A 22,854-nucleotide genomic window follows, 5' to 3' on the forward strand; every position below is an offset into this window, starting at 1 on the left:
CTTGACCTCCATGACCACCACCGTCTCGAACGTCGGGTCCCGTCGCACGACCGCGGATCTCGCTTATGTCGCCGTCTTTGCGGCACTGATCATCGCGCTGGCCTTCGTCGCCATTCCGCTCGGCGCCGCCGGTGTGCCCATCGTCTTACAAAACGCCGCCGTCGTCCTCGCTGGCCTGGTGCTGGGCCCCCGTCGGGCGGGGCTGGCGGTTCTGCTGTTCCTGGTGATCGGGCTGATCGGCCTGCCGGTGCTCGCCGGCGGCCGCACCACGCTCGCGGCCCTGGCCGGCCCGACAGTCGGTTACCTGGCGGGATACCTGGCCTCAGCAGTGGTCGTCGGCGCCGTCGCCTACCGCGCCCCTGCCCGACGCCGCCGCGCCCAGCTCGGCTGGTTCTCGCTGGCCGCAGCCCTTGGCCTGCTGGTCCAGTACGCATGCGGGATCCTCGGCCTGATGTGGCGCGCGGACCTCGACCTCGGCGCCGCAACCATCTCCCAGGCGCCGTTCCTGGTGCCGGACACCCTCAAATTTGCCGCCATGGTCGCCATCGCCCTAGCCATCCACGTGGCGTTTCCTGACCTGTTGTCCCGGAAGCGTCGTTAAGCCGTGACCACCATTGAATTTCGTTCCGTGTGCCTGGACGTCGACTCCGCGGGAGACGATTCCGCCACCATCCTCGGCCCCGTCGACCTGACCTTGAGCGAGCACCGAATCGGCGTCATCGGCGCCAACGGATCAGGCAAGTCCACCTTGGCGCGCCTGATCAACGGACTGGCGGAACCGACGTCCGGTGAGGTGCTCGTCGACGGCAAGTCCGTCGCCCGGCACGGCCGTGAGATCCGCCGCCGCGTGGGGTTCGTGTTCTCCGACGCAGACAGCCAAATCGTCATGCCCCAGGTACGCGACGACATCGACTTCTCCTTACGCCGCTTGAAATTGCCGAAGGCCGAACGCTCTGCCCGGGTCGACGCCGCCCTCGCCCGCTTCGGACTCACGGAACACGCCCAAGACTCCCCGCACACCCTCTCCGGCGGCCAAAAGCAGTTGCTGGCCCTCGCGGCGGTGCTGGTGCTGGAACCGGATCTGGTCATCGCCGATGAGCCCACGACACTGCTAGATTTGCGCAACCGCACCCGCATCGCCCGCGAGTTCGCGGCCCTGGCACAACAGCTGATCGTCGTCACCCACGACCTGGAGCTGCTGGCTGATTTCGACCGGGTCATCTGCCTCGACGACGCCCGGGTCGTCGCCGACGGCCGGCCCGACGAGGTCATCGACTTCTACGTCTCGCGGATGGCGGCCCAGCCATGATTCGCGGCTTGCCGATGGGCGTCTACGTTCCCGGTTCCACCGTCCTGCACCGAATTAACCCGGGAATCAAGTTTCTGGGATTGATTTTCTTCATTATTCTCGTCGCCTTTTTTGCGAATGATCTGCCGCGCGCCACCGCCGCACTGACCGTGGTGGTGCTGGGGTACGGCCTCGCCCGCATCCCGCTCCGAACTGCCGCGGGTCAGGTCTTGCCGGTCCTTCCGGTGCTACTGGCGCTGGGCGCCTTCCACTGGTGGCAGAACGATCTCGCCTCTGCCGCGGCCATGGTGATCGGGTTGAGCGCCTCCGTCGCGGCGGCCGCGTTGCTGACGTTGACCACCGCCATCGCCGAACTCATGGATGCGCTGGAGCACGGGCTGCGTCCGTTGGCGCGCCTCGGTGTGCCCGTGGACACCGTCTCCCTGGCGATCTCGTTGACCATCCGGCTGATTCCCCTGCTCCTGCACACGGTGCACGAAGTCCTGCAGGCCCGCAAAGCCCGAGGGGCGGGTGGCTCGTTGATGGCCTTCGGCACCCCGGTGGTCATCCGGTCCATCACCCGGGCCCGCGCACTCGGTGAAGCGCTCATGGCCCGAGGCGTCGGCGACTGAGAAAACACAAAGAACCCGCCCGGGGAGCCGACGAGGGCGTCCCTGCAGGGCGGGGTCTGGGGGCGGTCGTGCTCGGCCAGCGCCGAGACTGCGCGACGTTAGGCTTCGCCGCGCAATTCGCGCATCCGCTGCTGAACGGCGTCGTCCGCCGGGGTCGTGCCGGAGGACTGGTTGCCTGAGGTGATGGCCTGGTTCGAGGCGCTGCCACCGGAACCGAGGGATTCGTTGGCCATCTCGGCGCGGATCTGCTCGAGGCGGGAGTGGCCGGCCATCTGCACGCCGGCGGACTCCACCTCGGCCATCCGGCCTTGGACGGAGTTCTGCGCCAGCTCCGCCTCGCCGAGGGCGTTGGCGTAGCGCTTCTCGATCTTGTCGCGCACCTGATCCAAGTTCGGGGTGGAGCCGGAGGTGATCGAGTTCATCGACTGCAGGGACTCGGAGACCTTCTCCTGCATCTTGGCCTGCTCCAGCTGCGACAGCAGCTTGGTGCGCTCGTTGACCTTCTGCTGCAGTGCCATGGAGTTACGCTCGACGGCCTTCTTCGCCTGATCCGCCTGCTGCAGGGACTGGTCGTGGAGCTGCTTGGTGTCCTCGACGCCCTGCTCCGCGGTGACCAGCTGGGCGGCGAAAGCCTCCGCGGCGTTCTCGTACTCGACGGCCTTCTGCTGGTCCCCCTCGGCTCGGGCTTTCTCGGCGAGCTGCAACGCCTGGCGGGTGTTCGCCTGCAGCTTCTCGATCTCGCCCAGCTGGCGGTTCAGCTGCATCTCCAGCTGACGCTGGTTGCCGATGACTGCGGCGGCCTGCTGCGAGAGCTCCTGGTGCTGACGCTGCGCGTCCTCGATCGCCTGCTGGATCTGCACCTTCGGATCGGCGTTTTCTTCGATCTTGCTGTCGAAGAGAGCCATGAGGTACTTCCAAGCCTTGACAAAGGGGTTAGCCATGTCCGATCCGACCTTTCCTGCCTAAATAATGTTCATTGTGTCGTTCTGGTCGCTCACGCACGACGCTTCGCTCCCATGGTAGCGGAGGAGCCTGCGCCTGGGTGGGCCAGCATGCCCTATTACTCCGCCGCGGCGGGAGCGGTGCTGGCCATCTCCTCGTCCACGCTCGGCATCGTCATGATGCTGGCGGCCTCGATGAGGACGTCAGCCACCGAGGCGTCGAGCGCGTGACACACGGAAGCCAGTAGCTCGGAGGACACTTCCTTACGGCCCCGCTCCAGCTCCGAGAGATACCCCGGGGACACTCGGGCGTGTTCCGCGAGGTCGCGGAGGGTCATTCCTTTGTCGGCGCGATAGGCGCGCAGAGACATGCCCATTGCCTCGCGCAGCAGCATCTGGGACTTAGGTGTAACGGTGGCAGTCGGCGCGGCGAGTTGTGTGTATCGCAGTGCGGTTTTAGTCGTCATTACTGAAGTCAACGTTGGCCTCCCCATTTTTGTTCCACCAGCCTACTCCGCGAGGTACCCCAGTTCGCCATGTATCAATTCAAGGGCGGACTCGACCGCCCACGCCCTGATTTGGCCACGGTCCCCCACCAGCACGGCCATCTGTTTGTCCTCATGTGCTGACCAGGCGTAGCGCATGTGCCCGTCCCGTCCGGCGCGACGAACCACGACGGAGCCGTCCGGGCGGGCCAGGCCGATGAACACCTCACCGACCGGGTGCCCGTCCTGGCCCTCCGGGCCCGCCACCCCGGTCAGCGCGAGCGCCCAATCGGAGCCGCACGTCTCGCGTGCCCCGGCGGCCATCGCCGCCGCGGTCTCCTCCGATACCGGCCCGTATTCGGCCAGGATCCGCTCATCGACGCCCGCCAACTTCGCCTTCAGGTCCGTCGCATACGTCACCAGCCCGCCGCGCAGCACGGCGGAGGCTCCGGGAACGTCGGCGACGGCGGCGGCGAGTAGCCCGGCGGTGAGTGACTCACACGTCGACAAGCTCTCTGCCCGCCGGGTCAACCCGGCGACGACACGCTGCGCCGTCGACATCAGTTCCGCTCCCGCCGCTCCAGGACGCGGGCGTCCCACAAGTACTGCACGCCGGTGACCACCGTGACCGCCACGGCGGCGAGCATGACGATAAACGTGGGCGTGTCCATCCATTCCGGCAACGGGCACAGGTACAGGCCCACGGCCAGGGTCTGCAGCACGGTCTTGAGCTTGCCGCCCTTGGACGCCGGCATCACCTTGCCGCGGCGCAGCATCCACATGCGCCACAGAGTGATGCCGAATTCACGGAGCACGATCACCACGGTCACCCACACCGGCAGCACGCCGATGGCGTTCAGGCACACCAACGCCGTCGTCATCAAGGCCTTGTCCGCGATCGGATCGGCGATCTTGCCGAAGTCCGTGACCAGGTTGCGGGCGCGGGCGATGTCGCCGTCGAGTTTGTCCGTGATCATCAGCGCCGCGAACAGCCCGAAGGCAGCCCACATCCAGCCGAGATGCTCGTCGTCCCCGCGGAGCACCAGAAAAGCGAACAGCGGGATAAACAGAATGCGCAGGCTGGTCAGCACATTGGGCAGGTTAAAATTCTCCTTAAAGTAGGAGCTGCCGGAGCGCGTCGATTCTGCATTCACATCGGCCACCCTACCCGGCGGGGGGTAATAGTCCCTGATTCACCTGTTCAACGATATGGGCCGTCTAGAATAAAACCATGACGAACTACTTTGCAGTCCACTACACCTACGCCGACGGCGACCAGGACATCGTTCGCTTACGTCCGGCCCACCGCGAATTCCTGGGCTCGCTCAAAGACCAAGGGAAACTGGTCGCCTCCGGACCGTACAACGACGGCCACGGATCCGCGCTGATTTTGCTCCAGCTGGGTGAACACGACGGTTACCACGACGCCGTAGAACTCATGGATCAGGACCCGTTCCATCAGGAAGGGGTGCTGGCGGGCCGCCGGATCCGCCAGTGGAACCCGGTGATCAACATTTTCCCGTCGAACTCTTAACGCTCCCTGACGCCGACGGCCCCGCCGCACCGCTGAGTTTGTCAGCGGTGCGGCGGGGCCGTCCTATGCGGGGCGCGCGCTAGTGGTAATGGCCTGCGGAAGGATCCCCGCCCTTTTCCGTCAGCACGTTGCCGTCCCAGTCGAGTTCGTTGCCGTCCTCGTCGATCATGTAACCGTCCTTGTCCACGTAATGCTTGTTGCCGTGGTCGTCGTAGTCGGTCTTGAGGTTCTTGTCCTTCGACACCATGCCGCGGGCGCGGTCGCGGGCGTCCTTCCACAGCGACAGCAGCACCGTGACCACCAAGATCCCGACGATCACCACGAGCGAGGTCAGCGTGCCGACCTCGGGGACCGAAACGTCCTCGCCACCGTTGATGAACGGCAGGTTGTTCTCGTGCAGGGCGTGCAACAGCAGCTTCACTCCGATGAACGCCAGGATGGCGCCAAGGCCGTAGGCCAAGTAGACGATGCGGTCGAGCAGCCCGTCCAAAAGGAAGTACAGCTGGCGCAGCCCCATCAAGGAGAAGGCGTTGGTGGTGAACACCAGGTACGCCTCAGACGTGATGCCGTAGATCGCCGGGATGGAGTCCAGTGCGAAGACCACGTCGATCAGGCCGATGGCCACCAGCGCGATGAACAGCGGCGTGAAGATCAACTTGCCCTTGTCCCGGTACCACAGGTTGTCACGCTTGTAGCTGTCCGAGATCGGGATGACCTTGCCCAGCCACTTGATCACCCGCATGTCCTTCGGGTCCGTCTGCTCGGCGTCGCGGGCTTCGTCGACGATCGTCTTGACGCCCATGACCAACAGGAAAGCCGCGAAGATGTAGAAGACGTCAGACCAGGCCGCAATCAGCGACGCACCCAGCAGAATGAAGATCAGGCGGAAGAACAGGGCCATCATGATGCCGATCAGCAGCACTTTTTGCTGGTAGCGACGGGGAATCTTGAACGCCGCAAAAATCAGCGCGAAGACAAAGAGGTTGTCGACGCTGAGGGCCTTTTCGGTCACGTAGCCCGTGTAGTACTGCAGCCCGTGCTCCGCGTCCCAGAGCACCCAGACGAAGACGCCGAACAGCAGGGCCAGACCCACGTAGAAGAGCGACCACCAGGTCGATTCCTTCAGGGTGGGTTCGTGCGGGGTGCGCGCGTTCGACACAAAGTCGAAGATGAAGAAGCCGAGGATCACCACGCTGGTGAGCACCCAAATCCATAGCGGAACACTCATGAGAAAATTATCCCTCCGGTCGCATCAATAAGAAACGTGACCGGAGGTCTCCCCCACCCCGTGACCTTATCCAAGGCCGCGGGGCCGACATGACCGGGTAGCTGTGCCCCGCTAGCCGCGGGGCACGCCGTCCGTGCTGACGGTCCATGCCGTGTTCGGGGTACTCCCCTCCACCACGATGTGCCAGTGTAGCCGAACCCATGGCTTAAAGTTCATCCCGCAACCATATTTTACCCGCGGGCAGGTCAGACCGCGCCGCCCGAGGGATTGTAGGTGGCGGTGACCACGCGGGGCTGTTCCCCGGTGTGTTCCGCGCCCTCCGAATCCGGATCCCCGCCGTCCGCGGGCGTCGACCCGGCTTCCTCGCCAGGAGCGTCGCCTCCGGCGTCGGCGACCTCCCATTCGTCGCGCACCTCCTGCGGCGCCTCCGCCGGGTCGGCGCCCTTGATCACCCACAACATGGTGTCCAATTCCTCGGGCTTGACCAGCACGTCGCGTGCCTTCGAGCCCAGCGACGGGCCCACCACGCCGCGGGATTCCATCAGGTCCATCAACCGGCCTGCCTTGGCGAAGCCGATGCGCAGCTTGCGCTGCAACATCGACGTGGAACCCAGCTGGGAGGTGACGACGAGCTCGACGGCCTCCAGCAAGTCGTCCATGTCCTTGCCGATGTCCTCGTCGATCTCCTTCTTGGCCTCCGAAGATTTGTCGTCGGTGACACCCTCTGTGTAGGTCGGCGCCGCCTGTTCCTTGGCGGCCTCGACGACGGCCTCAATTTCTTCGTCGGTGACGAACGCGCCCTGCAGCCGCTGCGGTTTGCCCGCACCCTGCGGGATGAACAACGCGTCGCCCATGCCGATGAGTTTCTCTGCGCCACCCTGATCCAAGATGACACGCGAGTCGGTCAGCGACGAGGTGGCGAACGCCAGACGCGACGGCACGTTCGTCTTGATCAGACCGGTGACCACATCGACGGACGGACGTTGGGTGGCCAGCACCAGGTGGATGCCGGCCGCGCGCGCCTTCTGGGTGATGCGGACGATCGACTCCTCGATCTCCTTCGGCGCGGTCATCATCAGGTCCGCCAACTCATCGACCACGCAGACGATGTAGGGGTACGGGGCCAGTTCACGTTGCGAACCCGCCGGGGCCTGGATGTCCCCGGCCTTGACCTTGGCGTTGTAGTCCTTGATGTGGCGCACCCGGCCGGCCTTCATGTCCATGTAGCGCTGCTCCATCTCCTCGACCAGCCACTGCAGCGCGGCGGACGCCTTCTTCGGCTGCGTGATGATCGGGGTGATCAGGTGCGGGATGCCCTCGTACGGAGTCAGCTCCACCATCTTCGGATCCACCAGAATCAGACGCACCTCCTCCGGTGTGGCGCGCGTGAGCACCGACATCAGCAGGGAGTTGACGAAGGCGGACTTACCGGAACCGGTGGAACCGGCGACCAGCAGGTGCGGCATCTTCTGCACCGAGTGGGAGACGAACTCGCCTTCGATGTCCTTGCCCAGCCCGATGACCATCGGGTCCTGGTTGGCCACCACGTTCGGCGCCTCGAGCACGTCCGCCAGCCGCACCATCTCGCGGTCGGCGTTGGGCACCTCAATGCCCACCGCAGACTTGCCCGGGATCGGAGTCAGCAGCCGCACGTTGTCGGTCGCGGCGGCGTAGGCGAGGTTGGACTGCAGGTTGGTGATCTTCGAGACCTTGACGCCGGGGCCCAGTTCCACCTCGTAGCGGGTGACGGTGGGGCCGCGGGAGAAACCGGTGACCGCGGCGTCGACGTTGAATTCCTCGAAGACGTCGGTGATGGCCTCGATCATGCGGTCGTTGGCTTCGGTACGGGTCTTCGGCGCCTCGCCCGCGATGAGCAGCTCCGTGGACGGCAGCACGTAATCGCCGGCGGGTTCTAGGGCACGGGCGACGGGTTCCGACCCCGGCTCCTCCTGCTCCTGCTCCGCCAGCTCGCTCTTCGGCGTGCTGGCGGGAACGGCGCTGGCGGGGAGGGACGCGGCCTGATTTTTGGAGTACGCGCTCCGGGCCCGGCGCATTCCTTCTTGCGCCACGTTGACGGCGTCGCTCTCCGATTCAGCCGACGGCTGGTCTGCTGCCGACTGCGGGGTGGCCGTCACCGGCGGGAATTCGTTGGTGTCCGGCGCTTCGTCCTCCGCCGTCGGCTGCGGCGCACGGCTCTGCTTCGGACGGCGTGCGGGCGGCTCTTGATGCAGGGCCGGGGCTTCTTCCGCCTGCTGCTTTTCCGCGGCGCGGGCAGTCTCATCCGGCGGGTAATTCTCCATCGGGGACGCTGCCGGGGCGGAGCGCGTGCGGGCGCGGCGGCGGGAGGTTCCGCGTCCGGCCGCCAGCTCTTCAATCTCGTCGTCGACGCCGCCGTACAAGTCGTCGTCGTTGTCCTCGTCGTCGAGGAGGGCGGCTTCGCGGTGTTCCCGGAACATCTCGGTCAGGGCGTCGATGCCTTGACGCACGGTGATGCCGGTGACTTTCAGGGCGCCGTACACGATCACGAGGATGAGCAGCGGAATGGCCACGTACGGGCTGAACGCGGCGGCCAGCAGACCTCCGGTCCAGGCGCCGATCGCCCCGCCAGCGTTCATCCGGCCGTCCCACTCCCCCGGGTTGCCGGCGAAGACGTGGATGAGGCCGAGCATCCCGACCACGATGATGGCCACCCCGAGGGCGACCCTGCCGTTGGTTTCCCGGTTGCGGTGCAGATCGAGCATGAGGACAATCGCGAGCGCGATCAGTGCGACCGGCAAGATGAGCGCACCGGCGCCGACGACCAGGTGCACGCCGGTGGCGATGACCTCGCCGACGGGTCCGGCGATGTTCAGCCACACGGAGGCGCCGAGAATGGCCGCCAGGGCGAGCAGCAGCAGACCGATGGCGTCGGGGCTCGGGCCTCCCCGTCCATCATCGTCCTGCCCGGGTTCGTCGGCGACATCGGTCTTGGCGGCGCGGCGGCTGGCCGGGGCCGGGTCCGAACGATCCGCCTGCCGACGGCGCGGGCGCGCAGATCTGCGGGAATCTTTCTCATCGCTCACTGGGGCATCCTTCTGACTGATGACGGTGGTCTCGGAAAGGTCCAGCTCCTCGTCGGCCCGGCCGCGGGGCGACTTACCCAGCGAAGACACTCCCCGGGTCAGGGACCCGACTCCGCGGGCGGCGGCGCCGAACATCGTGCTGATGCCCTCCCCCACCGGCTTAAAAGCGCTGCCGGTCCTCTCTGTGGAGGTGGCGGCAGCGCGGTGGGCGGTGGTCAGGTCCGTTTTGGTGGACGGGCCGGAGGGCCTGGACACCCGTGGCGTGGTCTTGGTTCGACCTCCCGGGCGCGCGGAAGAACGCGTCGAGGACCGGGGCGCCGGTTTCTTCTTCGCGGACGTGGCGGACTTCTTCGTCGTGTTCTTCACAGACATACGAGCCACTTTAGTGTCTTTATTCCCTCTATTCACATCCGCCACACCTTCTCACGGCGGCGTCTGCATCAACGACTCACTGCCGCCGCATCCCCCTCGACGCTTACCTCGACGGCGTCACGGCCGAAAGCCCACAACAGCAGCTCACCGGGCTCGCCGCTGACCCGGACGACGTCATCGCCGCGCTCCGCGACGCCCCGGCCGCGGGCCGCCACGACCGGCTTGCGCCCGCCGGCCACGAACACCACCGGCTTGTCCGACCCCTTCACCAGGCCGCGCGCGATGGTCGCCAACGACGAATAGAGCTGGTCGTCGACCGCCTGCGAGAAATCACGCGGCTCCCATTCCGTCAGTCCCCCGCCCCGGCGCAGATCCTCGTGGTGGACGAAATGCTCCGCGGTGTTGATCACCGTGTCGGCGAACCGCATCGGGTTGAGCTTTCCCGGCCCCGCCGCCCACTCCTCCACGACCGCACTGAAATCACGGTCCAGCTGAGTCTGCATGGCCGACTCCAGACGCCCGGCCAGCGGTGACACAAACATTCCGGCCGTGGCCAGCGGCTGGTTTTCGCGCACCAGCAGGTGGGCGGCCAGGTGGTGGGCGGTCCACCCCTCGCAGAGGGTGGGCACGTCAGGGCCGAGTTCATGGAAGAGGTCGGCGAGGCGTCGGCGTTCAGCGGAGGCAAAAGACATGCACCCCAGCATAGCCACGTTTTCTTTACGCGACTGCTGCTGGGGTGCGGAAAAGTCCAGTTTTAATCCTTGACTTTAGAGGGATTCGCGAGCGGCCTCGACGTCCTCGTCCGCGACGTCGCCCGCCGTGGAGCTCAGCGGCACGATGGTCGGCAAGATCACCGGCTCGCGCTTGTACTTCTGCTCGATGTGGCGGCTCATCCGGCGGCGCAGCTGCTGCGCCATACGGTACAGGTCGTTCTCGCCTTCTCCGGCGAGGTTGTTCATCGTGTTCTCGGCGACCTCAACCAGCTCCGGGATGACCTTGCGGTCGTCCTCGGCGACGCCGGTGGTGGACACCTGCGGAGCCTCCAGGAGGCGGCCGGTCGAACCGTCGACCACGGCCGTGACCGACACCGCGCCGCCCGAGCCCAGGGAGGTGCGATCCGCCAGGGTGTCGGCCTCGACCTCACCCATGGACACGCCGTCGACGTAGAGGTGACCGACCGGGTACTGGCCGACGGTCTGGGCCTTGCCGTTGTTGAGCTCGACCACGACGCCGTTCTGCGCCAGCATGACGTTCTCGCGCTTGACGCCGGTGGCGACCGCCAAGTCGCCGTTGGCGCGTAGGTGGCGCCACTCGCCGTGCACCGGCATGGCGTTCTTCGGGCGGGCGGCGTTGTACAGGAACAGCAGTTCACCGGCGTAACCGTGGCCGGAGGCGTGCACGTTCGCGTCCTTGTTGGTGATCACCTCGGCGCCGATCTGCGCCAGGTTGTTGATCACGTGGAAGATCGCCTCTTCGTTGCCCGGGATCATGGACGACGACAGGATGATCAGATCGCCGTCGCGGACGGTGATCTGACGGTGCTCACGGCGCGACATGCGCGACAGGGCCGCCATCGGCTCGCCCTGGGTGCCGGTGGTGATGAGCATGACCTTGTGCGGGGCCATCTTCGAGGCGTCCTCGATGCTGACGATGGTGCCGCGCGGGGCCTTGAGGTAGCCCATCTTCTCCGCGATCTCCATGTTGCGGATCATCGAGCGGCCGTTGAAGGCGACCTTGCGGTTGGCGGCGACGGCGGCGTTGACCGCCATCTGCACTCGCGAGACGTTGGAGGCGAAGGACGCCAGCAGGACGCGCTGACGAGCGTTGCCGACGATGCGCAGGAGCGTGTCTTCGATGCCCGCCTCCGAGTTGGAGATGCCCGGGGTGCTGGCGTTGGTCGAATCGCAGAGGAACAGGTCGATGCCCTCGTCGCCCAGGCGCGACAGCGCCGGCAGGTCGGTCGGCTTGCCATCGTAGGGGGTCTGGTCCAACTTGACGTCGCCGGTCATGACGACGTGGTTGTTGCCGGCCTTGACGGAGACGCCGAGCGCGTCCGGGATGGAGTGGCCGACCGTCCAGAAGCGCACCCGGAACTGACCGATGTTGAGGTCGGAGTCCTTGGTGACTTCGTGCATCTTCGGACGCTGGCGGTGCTCCTTGGTCTTGGCCGCGATCAACGCGAGGGTGAACTTCGCGGAGTAAATCGGGATGTCATGACGCATCTTCAGCAGCCACGGGATGGCGCCGATGTGGTCCTCGTGCCCGTGGGTGATGACGAGCGCGTCGATCTTGTCCAGCTTGTCCTCGATCGGGCCGAAGTCCGGCAGGATCAGATCCACGCCCGGCTCGGTGGAGGTCGGAAACAGCACGCCGGCGTCGACGATGAGCAGACGGCCGTTGTACTCGAAGACCGTCATGTTGCGGCCGATCTCGGAGATGCCGCCGAGATTGTAGATGCGCAGGCTGCCCTTGGCCTGACGGCCCGGCTCCGGCAGACGCTGGGTCATGTCGTTGCCCTGCATCGACTTGACCACGTTGCGACGGCCACGGCCACCCTGGTTCTGCTGGCCGCCCTGGTTCTGCTGGCCACCGCGACCACGGCCACGGCCGCCGCGGGAGCGGCCGCCGCGCGAACGGTTGGACCCGGAACGCTCGTTCCGGTTGCCCTGCTCCGTAGCGCCGCGGTCTTCCTTCTGGTTGGCCGGTGCGTTGGCCTTCGGCGCCTGCTCCTGCTGTGCGGCGGGCGCAGCCTCGGCGTCGGCCTTGTCCGGCGCCTGGAAGACGGGTGCGGTCTGTTTGGTGGCCGCGTTGGCGCCGGCGTTCTCCTCGGGCGGGCCCGCCTTGCGGGTGACCTTACGGGAACGATTACGGGGTTCAGTCATATTTATAGGACTCCAGCTTGTGTCATGTCACGGCGGAGGGCTGCGATCTCCTCGTCATTCGGTGCGATGACGGGCAGACGCGGGTCCCCCACCTCGATGCCCTGCAGTCGCAGGGCGGCTTTGGCGAAGCTGGCGCCGCCCAGGCGAGCCTGGGAAGCGACCAGCGGGGCAAGTACTTCGGCGTTGATTTCCCGCGTGCGGGCGAGATCGCCATTCTCGAAACTCGTGTAGAGCTCACGCAACTGCGCCGGGGCGGCGTGCCCCACGACGGAGATGAACCCGGACGCCCCGACGGACAACCACGGCACGTTGAGGGGATCGTCCCCGGAGTACCAGGCCAGGCCGGTCTCCTGGATGAGCAGAGCCGCCTCATGCAGATCGCCCTTGGCGTCCTTGACGGCCTTGATCGTGGGGACCTCCGCGAGCGCGCGGAGGGTGTCGAACTCGATCGGGACGCCGGAACGACCGGGGATGTCGTAGAGGCACACCGGAAGATCCGTGGCGCGTGCGACGGCCGTGAAGTGCTCCAACAGCCCCCGCTGACTCGGCTTGGAGTAGTACGGGGTCACCACCAGCAGCGCGTCCGCTCCCGCGTCTGCGGAAGCACGCGCGATCTCGATGGAGGTGGCGGTGTTGTTGGTGCCGGCGCCCGCGATGAGTTTCGCGCGGTCGCCGACCTCTTCCTTCACGGCTTTGAGCAGGTCCATTTTCTCCGCGACCGTCACCGTCGGTGACTCGCCGGTGGTTCCGGCGAGCACCAACGAGTCGACGCCGTTATCCACCAGATGGGCGGCGAGACGCCGCCCGGCGGCTACGTCGAGGGCGCCGTCACGGTCAAACGGGGTGACCATGGCAACGCAGACGGTTCCGAAATCTTCTACTCCGGTCTTCGCGGTCAAACCTGTGCTCATGGTGCCCTAGGTTACCCTGCCCCGGCGGCAATGGGCGTATCCAGGCCCCGCCAGTCCCAAATAGGGTTAGATATCGCTGACGTAGGGGCTGACGGCCATCCGCGTCCCGTCGTCAAGCTCAGTGACGATGAAGTCGGAGAATAACGCCGGCGCCTGCTCGGCGAGGATGTCCAGGCAGGTGACCGCCAGGGTGCGGATCTCCACGTCGGCGTGCTCGCTGGCGCGCGCCGCGATGAAATGACGCCACGCCCGGTAGTTGCCCGTGACCACGAGCCGCGATTCAGCGGCGTTGGGCAGCACCGAACGCGCCGCCTGCCGAGCCTGCTTCTTGCGCAGCAAGGCGTTCGGCTCATCCGCGAGCTTCTCCTCCAACGCGGCGAGCAGCTCCTCGTAGACGAACCGGGCCTCATCCGCCGCGCGCAGCAGCAGGGTGCTCAGCTCCTCGTCCTTGGCGATCGCCGGCGGCACCACCACCTGGGCATCGTCGGTGTGGACGAAACGCTGCGACAGCTGGGAGAACGAGAAATGCCGGTGCCGGACGAGCTCATGGGTGCACGAACGGGAGATGCCGCGGACGTACATCGTCGCCGTCGCGTGCTCCAACAGGGCGTGGTGGCCGACCTCCATGATGTGGCTGAGGTAGGCGTCGTTCGCCGCCGTCCGCGGGTTCGGCTTGTCGAAGGATTCGTAGCAGGCGCGGCCCGCGAACTCGACGAGCGCCTCCGCGTCGCTGGCCCCGGCGTCCGCGCTCCAGTCGACGCCCGTCGGCGCGGTGAACTGCGTGGCGGCGATCAGTTGCACGTCCAGCTCAGTAGCATGCGCCATGATCTACAGCCCCAGGTACGAGTCCAGGCCGATGGTCAGGCCCGGGCGCTCAGCCACGCCACGCACACCGGTGAGCACGCCCGGCACGAAGGAGGTGCGCCCGTAGGAGTCCTGACGGATGGTCAGTGACTGGTCTTGGGTGCCGAAGATGACGTCCTCGTGCGCGACCATGCCGGTCATCCGCACCGCATGGACCTTGACCCCGTCGACGTCGGCGCCGCGGGACCCTTCGACGGACTGCTCGGTGGCGTCCGGCATCTCCCCCATGCCGGCTTCCCGGCGTGCCTCCGCGATGCCCTGCGCGGTCTTCAGCGCGGTGCCGGACGGCGAGTCCAGCTTGGTCGGGTGGTGGTATTCGATGACCTCCGCGGAGTCGAAGAAAGGAGCCGCCTGCTTGGCGAACGCCATGGTCAACACCGCGGAGATGGCGAAGTTCGGGGCCACCAACACGCCGACCGAAGGGTTGGCCTCGCACCAGGCGCGCACCTGGTCGTAGCGCTCGTCGTCAAAGCCAGTGGTGCCCACCACACAGTGGATGCCGTGGTTGACACAGAAATCGAGGGTGCCCATGACCGCGGAAGGCGTGGTGAAGTCGACGATGACCTCTGCCCCGTTGTCCACCAGCGTCTGCAGCGCGTCATCTTTGTCGACGGTGGCCACCAGCTCCAGGTCGTCCGCGGCCTTGACCCCGTCGACGACTGCGGTTCCGACGCGGCCGGCCGCGCCCACCACTCCCACCTTGATGGTCATGCGTTCTCCTTCACGTTTCGGTTCATTACTGTCGCTTTCAGTCAACCAGTCTAGGCGGGCCGACAGTACACTCGGCCTCGACCACTCTGATCTCCCCGCCCATCGACGACAAGGAGGCGCACGATGGCTGCACGCAGAACTCCCGAGCAGAAAGTCGCGGACAACCTGGCCATGGCCCGGGAGAAGATGGATTCCTGGCCCACGCCCTACCCGGAGGTGGCGCGGCAGCTGCACGAGGCGGTCATGGCCGTCGACGACGGACTGCAGGCCCGCCTCTGGTACGGCGGGGTCGGCTACGCACGCTCCCATTCCGATCCGGTGCTGCTGTTTTACCGCGTGGATGAAGATCTGATGAGCGTAGGGGTGACCGAGAGGTCGAACATCACTGCTGAAGGACCCTCCCAGCTCACGGAGGCCGCCTGGTACCTGCACGCGGAGCAAGCGCCGGTCACCGACGCCACGATCGAACACGTCCAGGCGATCGTGCGCCGTGCCGGGGACGACGTCCGAATTCCTTAACGTCGTTTTAACGATTTCCTCACATCCGAGTTTTCCACCCGATGAGCGGCCCCTCCCGGCTAGAGTTGAAGTTATGACAGCTACAGCCCAGAATTCACGCCCCTTTCGTCGGTCACGCCTGACGGCAACCGCCGCACTGACGCTGTCAGCCGGTCTTTTCCTCGCCGCCTGCGGCACCGGCGACACTGACCAGGACGCCGAGGAGACAGTGCGCCCCACGGTCACCTCCACGTCCACCGCCGCCCCCGCCGACGGCACCGCCGACTCGGAAGAGACCACGGCGCAGTCCGAGGACGCCACCTCGGAAAACACCGCCACCGACACGCCCGCCACGACGGAAACGACCTCTTCCGCACCCCCTGCCGAAACCACCGGCCAGAACTCCGGGGGCACCGGCGCTGGCATGCTCGGTCAGCCCACCACCGAGATCAAACAGGCGTCTTCCACCGGGGCCTTCGACTTGGAGGTCACTAACGTCCGCGTGGGCGCCCATGACGGCTTTGACCGCGTCGTCTTCGAGTTCAGCGGCGACGGCCAGCCCGGCTGGTATGCGACGTCCACCCCAGAACCTCGACTGCAAGGCTCCGGCCACCTCGCCGACTACCCGGGGTCGCACGCCATCAACGTCATGATCAACGGCACCCCCTACCCCTTCGACCTTGGCATCCCCGAAGACGAATGGCCGCAAACCGGCCCCGTCGCCGGGGCCGCGGACACCGTCCAGGGGGTCTCCTTCCACGGAATTTTCGAGGCCACCAGCCAGTACGTCATCGGCCTCGACGGCCCGTCGGCCTTTTCGGTCACTCTCCTGGAAGAACCGACCCGGGTCGTCGTCGACGTCGCGCACTGACCCAACCCCGTACACGACAAAGCGCTGCGACGAGATTTCCCTCGTCGCAGCGCTTTTTACGGGGTGAACTCCTGCGGTTCTAACCCTCCTGGACCAGCACCAGCGAGATCTTGCCGCGGTTGTCGATGTCGGCGATCTCGACCTGAATCTTCTCGCCGACGTTGACCACGTCCTCGGTCTTCTCGACGCGCTCGCCCCCGCCCAGGTTGGAGATGTGCAGCAGGCCGTCCTTGCCCGGAGTCAGGGACACGAACGCGCCGAAGGCGACGGTCTTGACGACGGTGCCCAGGTAACGTTCGCCGACCTTCGGCAACTGCGGGTTCGCGATCGCGTTGACGCGCTCGATCGCGGCGTCGGCGGCCTCGCCCGTGGCGGCGGAGACGTAGACGGTGCCGTCGTCCTCGATGGAGATGTCCGCGCCGGTGTCCTCGGTGATCGAGTTGATGTTCTTGCCCTTCGGGCCGATCAGCTCGCCGATCTTGTTCACCGGCACGTTGATGGCGGTGATCTTCGGGGCGTTCGGGCTCATCTCGTCCGGACCGCTGATGACCACGGCCATGGTGTCCAAGATCTCCAGGCGGGCCTTCTTGGCCTGCGCCAGCGAGTCGGCGAGCACCTGGGAGGGCAGGCCGTCGAGCTTGGTGTCCAGTTGCAGGGCCGTGATGAACTCGGCGGTGCCGGCGACCTTGAAGTCCATGTCGCCGAACGCGTCCTCGGCGCCGAGAATATCGGTCAGGGCGACGTACTTGGTGTCGCCGTCGACCTCGCCGGAGACCAGTCCCATGGCGATGCCCGCGACCGGGGCCACCAGCGGCACACCGGCGTTGTACAGCGACAACGTGGAGGCGCACACCGAGCCCATGGACGTGGAGCCGTTGGAGCCCAGCGCCTCAGAGACCTGACGGATGGTGTACGGGAATTCCTCACGCGACGGGATGACCGGTTCCAGGGCACGCTCGGCGAGGGCGCCGTGGCCGATCTCGCGGCGCTTCGGAGAGCCGACGCGCCCGGTCTCGCCGGTGGTGTACGGCGGGAAGTTGTAGTGGTGGATGTAGCGCTTCGAGGTCTGCGGGGTCAGCGCGTCGATCTGCTGCTCCATCTTGAGCATGTCCAGGGTGGTCACGCCCAGAATCTGGGTCTCGCCGCGCTCAAAGAGGGAGGAGCCGTGGACGCGCGGCAAGACGTCGACCTCGACGCCCAGGTCGCGGATGTGGTCCAGGCCGCGGCCGTCGATGCGGTAGCTCTCGGTGAGGATCTTCTCGCGGACGAGGTTCTTCATCAGGTCGTTGTAGGCGGCGCGGATCTGCTTGGAGGCGTCCGTGGCGTCTTCGGCGTCGACCTGGTCGAGCAGCTGCTCCTCGATCTGCGCCATGTACTCGTTGGTGGCCTCGTCGCGGGCCGCCTTGCCGTCGGTGGTCAGCAGCTCGCCGAGCTTCTTGGCGGCCTTCTTCTCCACCAGCTGGTAAACCTTGTCGCTGTAGGCCAGGAAGAGTTCGAACTCCTGCGTTTCGCGGGCGGCGTGCTCCGCCAGCCCCTGCTGCGCCTGGCACAGGGTCTGGATGAACGGCTTCGCCGCTTCGACGCCCTCGGCGACGACGGACTCGGTCGGGGCCGGGGCGCCGTCCTTGACCTGCTGGACGACGTTCGCGCCGGCGCTGGCCTCCACCATCATGATGGCGACGTCCTGCGAGCCCTTACGTCCCTGCTCAGCGTCGGTCAGGCGGCCAGAGACGACCATCTCGAAGACGGCGCGCTCATGCTGGGTCTGGTTGGGGAACGCGACCCACTGGCCCTCCGGGTGCTGATCGTCGGCGATCAGCGCCATGCGCACGGCGCCCACCGGGCCGGACACCGGCAGACCGGACAGCTGCGTGGCGGCGGAAGCACCGTTGATGGCGACGACGTCGTAGTAGTCCTCCGGGTTCTGGCTCATGACCGTGATCACGATCTGCACCTCGTTGCGCAACCCCTTGACGAAGGTCGGGCGCAGCGGGCGGTCGATGAGGCGGGCGGCCAAGATGGCGTTGGTCGACGGGCGGCCCTCACGGCGGAAGAAACCGCCCGGGATCTGGCCGGCAGCGTACATGCGCTCTTCCACGTCCACGGTCAGCGGGAAGAAGTCAAGCCCTTCCCGCGGGTTCCGGGAGGCGGTGGTGGTGGCCAGCAGCATCGAATCGTCATCCAGGTAGGTGGCGACGGAGCCGCCGGCCTGACGGGCGAGCTGACCGGTCTCGAAGCGGACGGTGCGGGTGCCGAAGTCACCGTTGTCGATCGTGGCGACGGCTTCGGTGATGCCGAAGTCTTCGTCGAAGAAGACCTCAAAAGAATTGTTGGGATTGTGCTTGCTGCTCATACGTATATTCTCCACTCTCGGCGATCATCGGTGCCGCCGCATATCAGATGTTTTGTACAACGCCCGGATCCTACCAGGCACAGGGTGGATCTCACAGCGGAGAACGCTACCCCGCCGCCTGACCTCCCCCACCCCATAAACGACGCCACCCGCCCCACCGAAACGGCGGGGCGGGTGGCGTGAGGTCTTGTGCCGGTCGCTGACTTAGCGGCGCAGGCCCAGACGGGAGATCAGGGAGCGGTAGCGCTCGATGTCCTCGGCCGCCAGGTACTTCAGCAGGCCGCGACGACGACCGACCAGCAGCAGCAGGCCACGACGGGAGTGGTGGTCATGCTTGTGGAACTGCAGGTGGTCGGTCAGGTTCTTGATGCGGTGGGTCAGCAGAGCGACCTGGGCTTCCGGCGAGCCGGTGTCGGTCTCGTGGATGCCGTACTCGGAAAGGATTTCCTTCTTCTTCTCGGTGGTCAGAGCCGCCATGAGATTCTCCTTGATTATTTCAGTCCACATGAAAGGCGCCGAGAATTCGGCGGGTGCGACTGCTGTGGACCGCAGTCGCGCAATACCTCGGAAAATTCTACTCCCCCTGCTGGCCCAACCCCAAATCAGGCGCGAGCGGCGGTGTTCTTCGCCAGCCCGGTCAGGCGCGTCATGAACTCTTCCAGGAAGCGCTCGACGTCGACCGTGACCGCCACGTGCGCGGTCTTGACCGGGTCGTTGATGCGGGTCTCGTCGGCGATGACGCGGCCGTGCAGCTCCCCTTCGGTCTCCACTTTGAGATTGATGTCCAGGGTCTCCACCAGCGTCGGGTCCACGGCCACGGCGACGGCCAGGGGGTCGTGCAGGCCGCAGCCGCCCAGGTGCGGGGAGTTCGTCTCGTAGCTCTTGATGTAGTAGTCGGTGGCCACGCCCAGGAAGTCGCCGCCGACGGTGCCCAGGTCGTGCCAGGTCTTGGTCTCTTCGTAGGTCAGCAGCGTCTGGAGGGTGACGTCGAGGCCGATCATCGTGACGTCTTTGGCCGTGCGGAACAGGGTGTCGCTGGCCGCCGGGTCCTGGTTGACGTTGGCTTCGGCCACCGGGGACACGTTGCCCGGCACGGTCAGCGCGCCGCCCATCATGATGATGCGGGCGTTCTCGGCGAAGGACCGGTCCTGCTCGATGGCGGCGGCGATGGTGGTGGACGGGCCCGTGGGCACGATGATCAGGTCGTCGCCGTGTTCGCGGACCGACTCAATGAGAAAGTCCACGGCGGAGGAGTCTTCGACCTGACGCCGGGCGTCCGGGATGACGGCTTCGCCCACGCCGTTTTTGCCGTGGATGAACTCAGAGACCGGCAGCACCTCGAAGGAGTCCTTCGTGGAGGCGTGCGTGACGCCCGCGTAGACCGGCACGTCGGTTCGGTCGAAGAGCTCCAGGATGGCCAGCGCGTTGCGCACGCCGGTGTCGACCAGCACGTTGCCGTAGGTGCCGGTGACGCCGATCAACTCCAGCTCCGGCGAGGCCAGGGCATAGGCCAGGGCCAGGGCGTCGTCGATGCCGGTGTCCAGGTCGAGAATGACTTTCTTCACGCAAAACTCCTTGAAAGATGACTATGAGACGGCGGGGCGTTTCCGCCCCGGAGACCAGTCTAATAACCCAACGGTTTGGGGCGCGGTGCGTCGATGAGGAGCTGGCGGGTGCGGCGGACGTCGTTGGCGATGCTGTCCATCAATTCGTCCACCGAGTGGAATTTGACCATGTCGCGGACCTTGTCCACGAAATACACGCTGGCCACCTGCCCGTACAGGTCCGCCGTGCGGTCCAGCACGAAGGACTCCACGGAACGCCGCTCATCCCCGAAAGTCGGGTTGGTGCCCACGGAAATCGCCGCCGGGTAGGCCACGCCGGCCTCCATGTCGCCGGACAAGGCCACGTTGCCTTCGACGACGAACCAGCCGGCGTAGACTCCGTCGGCGGGGACGGTCGCAGAGTCCGGGAAATACTGGTTCGCGGTGGGGTATCCCAATTCCCGTCCGCCGCGGCCGGCGCCGCGGACGACTTCTCCGGTCAATGAGTAGGTGCGTCCCAGCGCCCAGTTCGCGCGCGCCACGTCGCCGGCGGCCAAGTGCTGGCGCACGTGCGTGGAGCAGATCCGCTCGCCGTCGTCGTAGAGCAGTTCCACGATGGTCACGCCGACGTCGTATTTTTCGCCGAGTTCTATCATGGTTTCCGCCGTGCCGCCGGCGCCGGCGCCGAAGGTGAAGTTCTCGCCGACGACGACGTGCTTCGCGCCGAGGACGTCGATCAGCATCGTCTTGAAGTACTCCTCCGGGCTCAACCCGGCGAGCTCCGTGGTGAAGTCGATGACCAGCGCCGCGTCGATGCCCAGCTCCGCGCACATCAGTTCCCGGTCCGCCGTGCTGGTCAACAGCGAGGGGGTGCGCTCCGGGGCGAACACCTCGACCGGGTGGGGGTCAAAGGTCACCAGCACGCTGGGCAACTTCAATTCGCCGGCGATGGACACCGCCGTGTTGATCAGACGTTGATGCCCGCGGTGCACGCCGTCGAAGACGCCGATGGTCACCACGCTGGCGTCGAGCTCTTCGTGGACTTCGCCTTGTCCATGCCAAATAATCACCGCCCCAGACTACGACATAGAATCCGGTTATGACCGATTCGCTCTCTACTTCCGGACTCGTCGTGGTGGATAAGCCCGCCGGCATGACCTCTCACGACGTCGTATCGCGCCTGCGTAAATATTTTTCGACGCGCAAGGTCGGCCACGCGGGAACCCTGGACCCGATGGCCACGGGCGTGCTCGTCGCCGGAATCGAGCGCGGCACGAGATTTCTGGCGCACCTCGTGTTGGCCACCAAGTCCTACGACGCCGTCATCCGCCTGGGGCAGTCCACCGACACCGACGACGCTGACGGAGAGGTCACCGGCGGGGCCTCCGCGGCCGCCGTGACCGACGAGCAGATCACGGCCGCCGTCGCCGCGCTGACCGGCGAGATCATGCAGCGTCCGGCGAGCGTGTCCGCCATCAAGATCGACGGCCGCCGCGCCCACGAACGCGTGCGCGACGGCGAGGAGGTCGAGCTTCCCGCCCGGCCCGTGACCGTCTCGCGTTTCGACGTCCACGAGATCACCCGCCGCGGCGACCTGCTCGACGTCCGCGTCAGCGTCGACTGCTCCTCGGGCACCTACATCCGCTCGCTGGGACGGGATCTCGGCGAGGCGCTCGGGGTCGGCGGGCACTTGACCGAGCTGCGCCGCACAGCCGTCGGGCCGTTCTCTCTCGACGACGCCCGCACCCTGGCCGATCTGGAGACGCAGGCGCAGCTGTCGCTGCCCCTCGACGACGCCCTGCCCCGCGCCTACCCCACCCTCGCCGTCACCGACGAGGAAGCGGACGCGCTGTCCATGGGCAAATGGCTGCAGCCGCGCGGCGTAAAAGGCGTGCGCGCGGCCGTGGCCCCCGACGGCCGCGCCATCGCCCTGGTGCGGGAAAAGGGCAAACGCCTGTCGACGGTCTTCGTCGCCCGCCCCAACACCCTCTGACGCTTCTCCCCCGCGGCGCTACTGCACCACCGCGGTGGTGATGAGGAAGCCGCTGCGCTGCATCCAGGTGCCGGTGATGAACGGCACCGGCGTCGGGCGCACCAGCAGGTAGGAGAAGAACGTGCCGTCGGCACGCAAGTCAATCTCGGCCTCGTGGAAATCCAGGAACCGACGGGTCAGCGGGAACCACGCCTTGTACGTGGCCTCCTTCGCGCAAAACAACAACCGGTCGGCGTGATCCAGGCCCGCATCGACGAGTTTCGTCAGCTGCCCGATTTCGCTGCGCAGCGCGATGGAGTTGAGCACCCCGTCCGGAAGCCGTTCGGCCGGCTCCGCGTCCACCCCCACCGAGCGCACCGTCGACAGCGGGGCCACCACCGCCGCCCGGTACCCGTCGGTGTGCGTCATCGACCCGGTGTAGCCTTCCGGCCAGATCGGCGCCCCCCGCTCCCCGCGCAAGATGGGTTGACGGGCGACCTCTTTCTGCGCCCCGAGCTGCTCCAGGGCTTGATGCGCGCACCACCGCGCATCACCGAATTCCGCCTTTCGGCGATCCACCGCCTGCGACACCAGCGTCTTCTCCAGCGGATGCAACTGTTCGAAACGGGTCAGGTCGTTCGAACTCGGGTCGGTGAACATGTAGCAGTACGCCGCCGAATCCGGCAGCATTCCGAACCCACGCACC

The 22,854-nt window shown here is 66.4% G+C and carries 23 protein-coding genes; 7 read left to right on the forward strand and 16 right to left on the reverse strand.

Annotated elements, in window-relative coordinates:
• The first annotated feature begins 10 nt into the window (after positions 1-10).
• Genes B841_RS07970 through B841_RS07980 form a run of 3 tightly spaced genes read left to right on the forward strand, consistent with a single transcriptional unit; the run spans position 11 to position 1,920 of the window.
• Positions 11-601: a biotin transporter BioY gene (locus B841_RS07970; RefSeq protein WP_020934977.1), complete on the forward strand. Its 591-nt coding sequence runs from the start codon at positions 11-13 to the stop codon at positions 599-601.
• A gap of 3 nt (positions 602-604) precedes the next feature.
• Positions 605-1,309 (forward strand): energy-coupling factor ABC transporter ATP-binding protein, encoded by a 705-nt coding sequence (locus B841_RS07975; RefSeq protein WP_020934978.1) that lies wholly within the window; start codon positions 605-607, stop codon positions 1,307-1,309.
• Positions 1,306-1,920, forward strand: coding sequence for an energy-coupling factor transporter transmembrane component T family protein (locus B841_RS07980; RefSeq protein ID WP_020934979.1), 615 nt, complete (start codon positions 1,306-1,308; stop codon positions 1,918-1,920). The genes B841_RS07975 and B841_RS07980 overlap by 4 nt, the downstream gene beginning before the upstream one ends.
• A gap of 98 nt (positions 1,921-2,018) precedes the next feature.
• Here the strand turns inward: B841_RS07980 and B841_RS07985 are convergent, their stop codons facing one another.
• The 4 genes from B841_RS07985 to pgsA form a co-directional block, all read right to left on the reverse strand.
• Positions 2,019-2,861 carry a PspA/IM30 family protein gene (locus B841_RS07985; protein WP_020934980.1) on the reverse strand — a complete coding sequence of 281 codons (843 nt, stop codon included), beginning with the start codon at positions 2,859-2,861 and terminating at the stop codon, positions 2,019-2,021.
• Positions 2,862-2,980: 119 nt separating this feature from the next.
• Positions 2,981-3,328, reverse strand: coding sequence for a helix-turn-helix domain-containing protein (locus B841_RS07990; protein ID WP_020934981.1), 348 nt, complete (start codon positions 3,326-3,328; stop codon positions 2,981-2,983).
• 42 nt (positions 3,329-3,370) lie between these two features.
• Positions 3,371-3,907, reverse strand: a complete 537-nt coding sequence (locus B841_RS07995) for a CinA family protein (RefSeq protein WP_020934982.1) — start codon at positions 3,905-3,907, stop codon at positions 3,371-3,373.
• Positions 3,907-4,500, reverse strand: a complete 594-nt coding sequence (gene pgsA, locus B841_RS08000) for a CDP-diacylglycerol--glycerol-3-phosphate 3-phosphatidyltransferase (protein WP_245561032.1) — start codon at positions 4,498-4,500, stop codon at positions 3,907-3,909. Before pgsA ends, B841_RS07995 begins: the two co-directional genes overlap by 1 nt.
• Positions 4,501-4,577: 77 nt before the next feature.
• Here pgsA and B841_RS08005 point away from each other — a divergent pair, with 77 nt between their 5' ends.
• Complete coding sequence (locus tag B841_RS08005; protein ID WP_020934984.1) at positions 4,578-4,880, forward strand: YciI family protein; 303 nt, start codon at positions 4,578-4,580, stop codon at positions 4,878-4,880.
• A gap of 79 nt (positions 4,881-4,959) precedes the next feature.
• Here B841_RS08005 and B841_RS08010 read toward each other — a convergent pair whose 3' ends face one another.
• The 7 genes from B841_RS08010 to dapB form a co-directional block, all read right to left on the reverse strand.
• On the reverse strand, positions 4,960-6,108 hold the full coding sequence (locus B841_RS08010) for a TerC family protein (protein WP_041631836.1): 1,149 nt from the start codon (positions 6,106-6,108) through the stop codon (positions 4,960-4,962).
• 245 nt (positions 6,109-6,353) lie between these two features.
• A complete protein-coding gene (locus B841_RS08015; protein WP_084482006.1) occupies positions 6,354-9,542 on the reverse strand; it encodes an FtsK/SpoIIIE family DNA translocase in 3,189 nt (1,062 codons plus the stop codon).
• Between the two features lie 68 nt (positions 9,543-9,610).
• Positions 9,611-10,234 carry a TIGR03085 family metal-binding protein gene (locus B841_RS08020; RefSeq protein WP_245561033.1) on the reverse strand — a complete coding sequence of 208 codons (624 nt, stop codon included), beginning with the start codon at positions 10,232-10,234 and terminating at the stop codon, positions 9,611-9,613.
• A gap of 75 nt (positions 10,235-10,309) precedes the next feature.
• On the reverse strand, positions 10,310-12,424 hold the full coding sequence (locus B841_RS08025; RefSeq protein WP_020934988.1) for a ribonuclease J: 2,115 nt from the start codon (positions 12,422-12,424) through the stop codon (positions 10,310-10,312).
• Between the two features lie 2 nt (positions 12,425-12,426).
• Positions 12,427-13,335 carry a 4-hydroxy-tetrahydrodipicolinate synthase gene (dapA, locus tag B841_RS08030; protein WP_020934989.1) on the reverse strand — a complete coding sequence of 303 codons (909 nt, stop codon included), beginning with the start codon at positions 13,333-13,335 and terminating at the stop codon, positions 12,427-12,429.
• A gap of 66 nt (positions 13,336-13,401) precedes the next feature.
• Complete coding sequence (thyX, locus tag B841_RS08035; protein ID WP_020934990.1) at positions 13,402-14,160, reverse strand: FAD-dependent thymidylate synthase; 759 nt, start codon at positions 14,158-14,160, stop codon at positions 13,402-13,404.
• Positions 14,161-14,163: 3 nt separating this feature from the next.
• Positions 14,164-14,910, reverse strand: a complete 747-nt coding sequence (gene dapB, locus B841_RS08040) for a 4-hydroxy-tetrahydrodipicolinate reductase (protein ID WP_020934991.1) — start codon at positions 14,908-14,910, stop codon at positions 14,164-14,166.
• A 123-nt stretch (positions 14,911-15,033) separates the two neighbouring features.
• On the opposite strand from dapB, the gene B841_RS13380 reads away from it, so the two are divergent.
• Both B841_RS13380 and B841_RS13870 read left to right on the forward strand, forming a co-directional pair.
• On the forward strand, positions 15,034-15,429 hold the full coding sequence (locus B841_RS13380) for a hypothetical protein (RefSeq protein ID WP_020934992.1): 396 nt from the start codon (positions 15,034-15,036) through the stop codon (positions 15,427-15,429).
• Between the two features lie 73 nt (positions 15,430-15,502).
• On the forward strand, positions 15,503-16,279 hold the full coding sequence (locus tag B841_RS13870; protein ID WP_156844739.1) for an AMIN-like domain-containing (lipo)protein: 777 nt from the start codon (positions 15,503-15,505) through the stop codon (positions 16,277-16,279).
• A gap of 79 nt (positions 16,280-16,358) precedes the next feature.
• Here B841_RS13870 and B841_RS08055 read toward each other — a convergent pair whose 3' ends face one another.
• The 4 genes from B841_RS08055 to B841_RS08070 all read right to left on the reverse strand — a co-directional run bounded on the left by B841_RS08055 (position 16,359) and on the right by B841_RS08070 (position 21,246).
• The gene (locus B841_RS08055) at positions 16,359-18,632 is read right to left on the reverse strand and encodes a polyribonucleotide nucleotidyltransferase (protein ID WP_020934994.1); all 2,274 of its coding nucleotides are present in this window, start codon (positions 18,630-18,632) and stop codon (positions 16,359-16,361) included.
• Positions 18,633-18,836: 204 nt separating this feature from the next.
• Positions 18,837-19,109, reverse strand: coding sequence for a 30S ribosomal protein S15 (gene rpsO, locus B841_RS08060; RefSeq protein WP_020934995.1), 273 nt, complete (start codon positions 19,107-19,109; stop codon positions 18,837-18,839).
• 125 nt (positions 19,110-19,234) lie between these two features.
• On the reverse strand, positions 19,235-20,197 hold the full coding sequence (locus B841_RS08065; RefSeq protein WP_020934996.1) for a nucleoside hydrolase: 963 nt from the start codon (positions 20,195-20,197) through the stop codon (positions 19,235-19,237).
• A gap of 59 nt (positions 20,198-20,256) precedes the next feature.
• Positions 20,257-21,246, reverse strand: a complete 990-nt coding sequence (locus tag B841_RS08070; protein ID WP_041631837.1) for a bifunctional riboflavin kinase/FAD synthetase — start codon at positions 21,244-21,246, stop codon at positions 20,257-20,259.
• Positions 21,247-21,275: 29 nt separating this feature from the next.
• Here B841_RS08070 and truB point away from each other — a divergent pair, with 29 nt between their 5' ends.
• The gene (truB, locus tag B841_RS08075) at positions 21,276-22,169 is read left to right on the forward strand and encodes a tRNA pseudouridine(55) synthase TruB (RefSeq protein ID WP_020934998.1); all 894 of its coding nucleotides are present in this window, start codon (positions 21,276-21,278) and stop codon (positions 22,167-22,169) included.
• An 18-nt stretch (positions 22,170-22,187) separates the two neighbouring features.
• On the opposite strand, the gene B841_RS08080 is transcribed toward truB, so the two are convergent.
• Positions 22,188-22,838 carry a 4'-phosphopantetheinyl transferase family protein gene (locus tag B841_RS08080; RefSeq protein ID WP_020934999.1) on the reverse strand — a complete coding sequence of 217 codons (651 nt, stop codon included), beginning with the start codon at positions 22,836-22,838 and terminating at the stop codon, positions 22,188-22,190.
• Positions 22,839-22,854: the final 16 nt, after the last annotated feature.

It is taken from the genome of Corynebacterium maris DSM 45190 (genome assembly GCF_000442645.1).
In the GTDB taxonomy this organism is placed as follows: domain Bacteria; phylum Actinomycetota; class Actinomycetes; order Mycobacteriales; family Mycobacteriaceae; genus Corynebacterium; species Corynebacterium maris.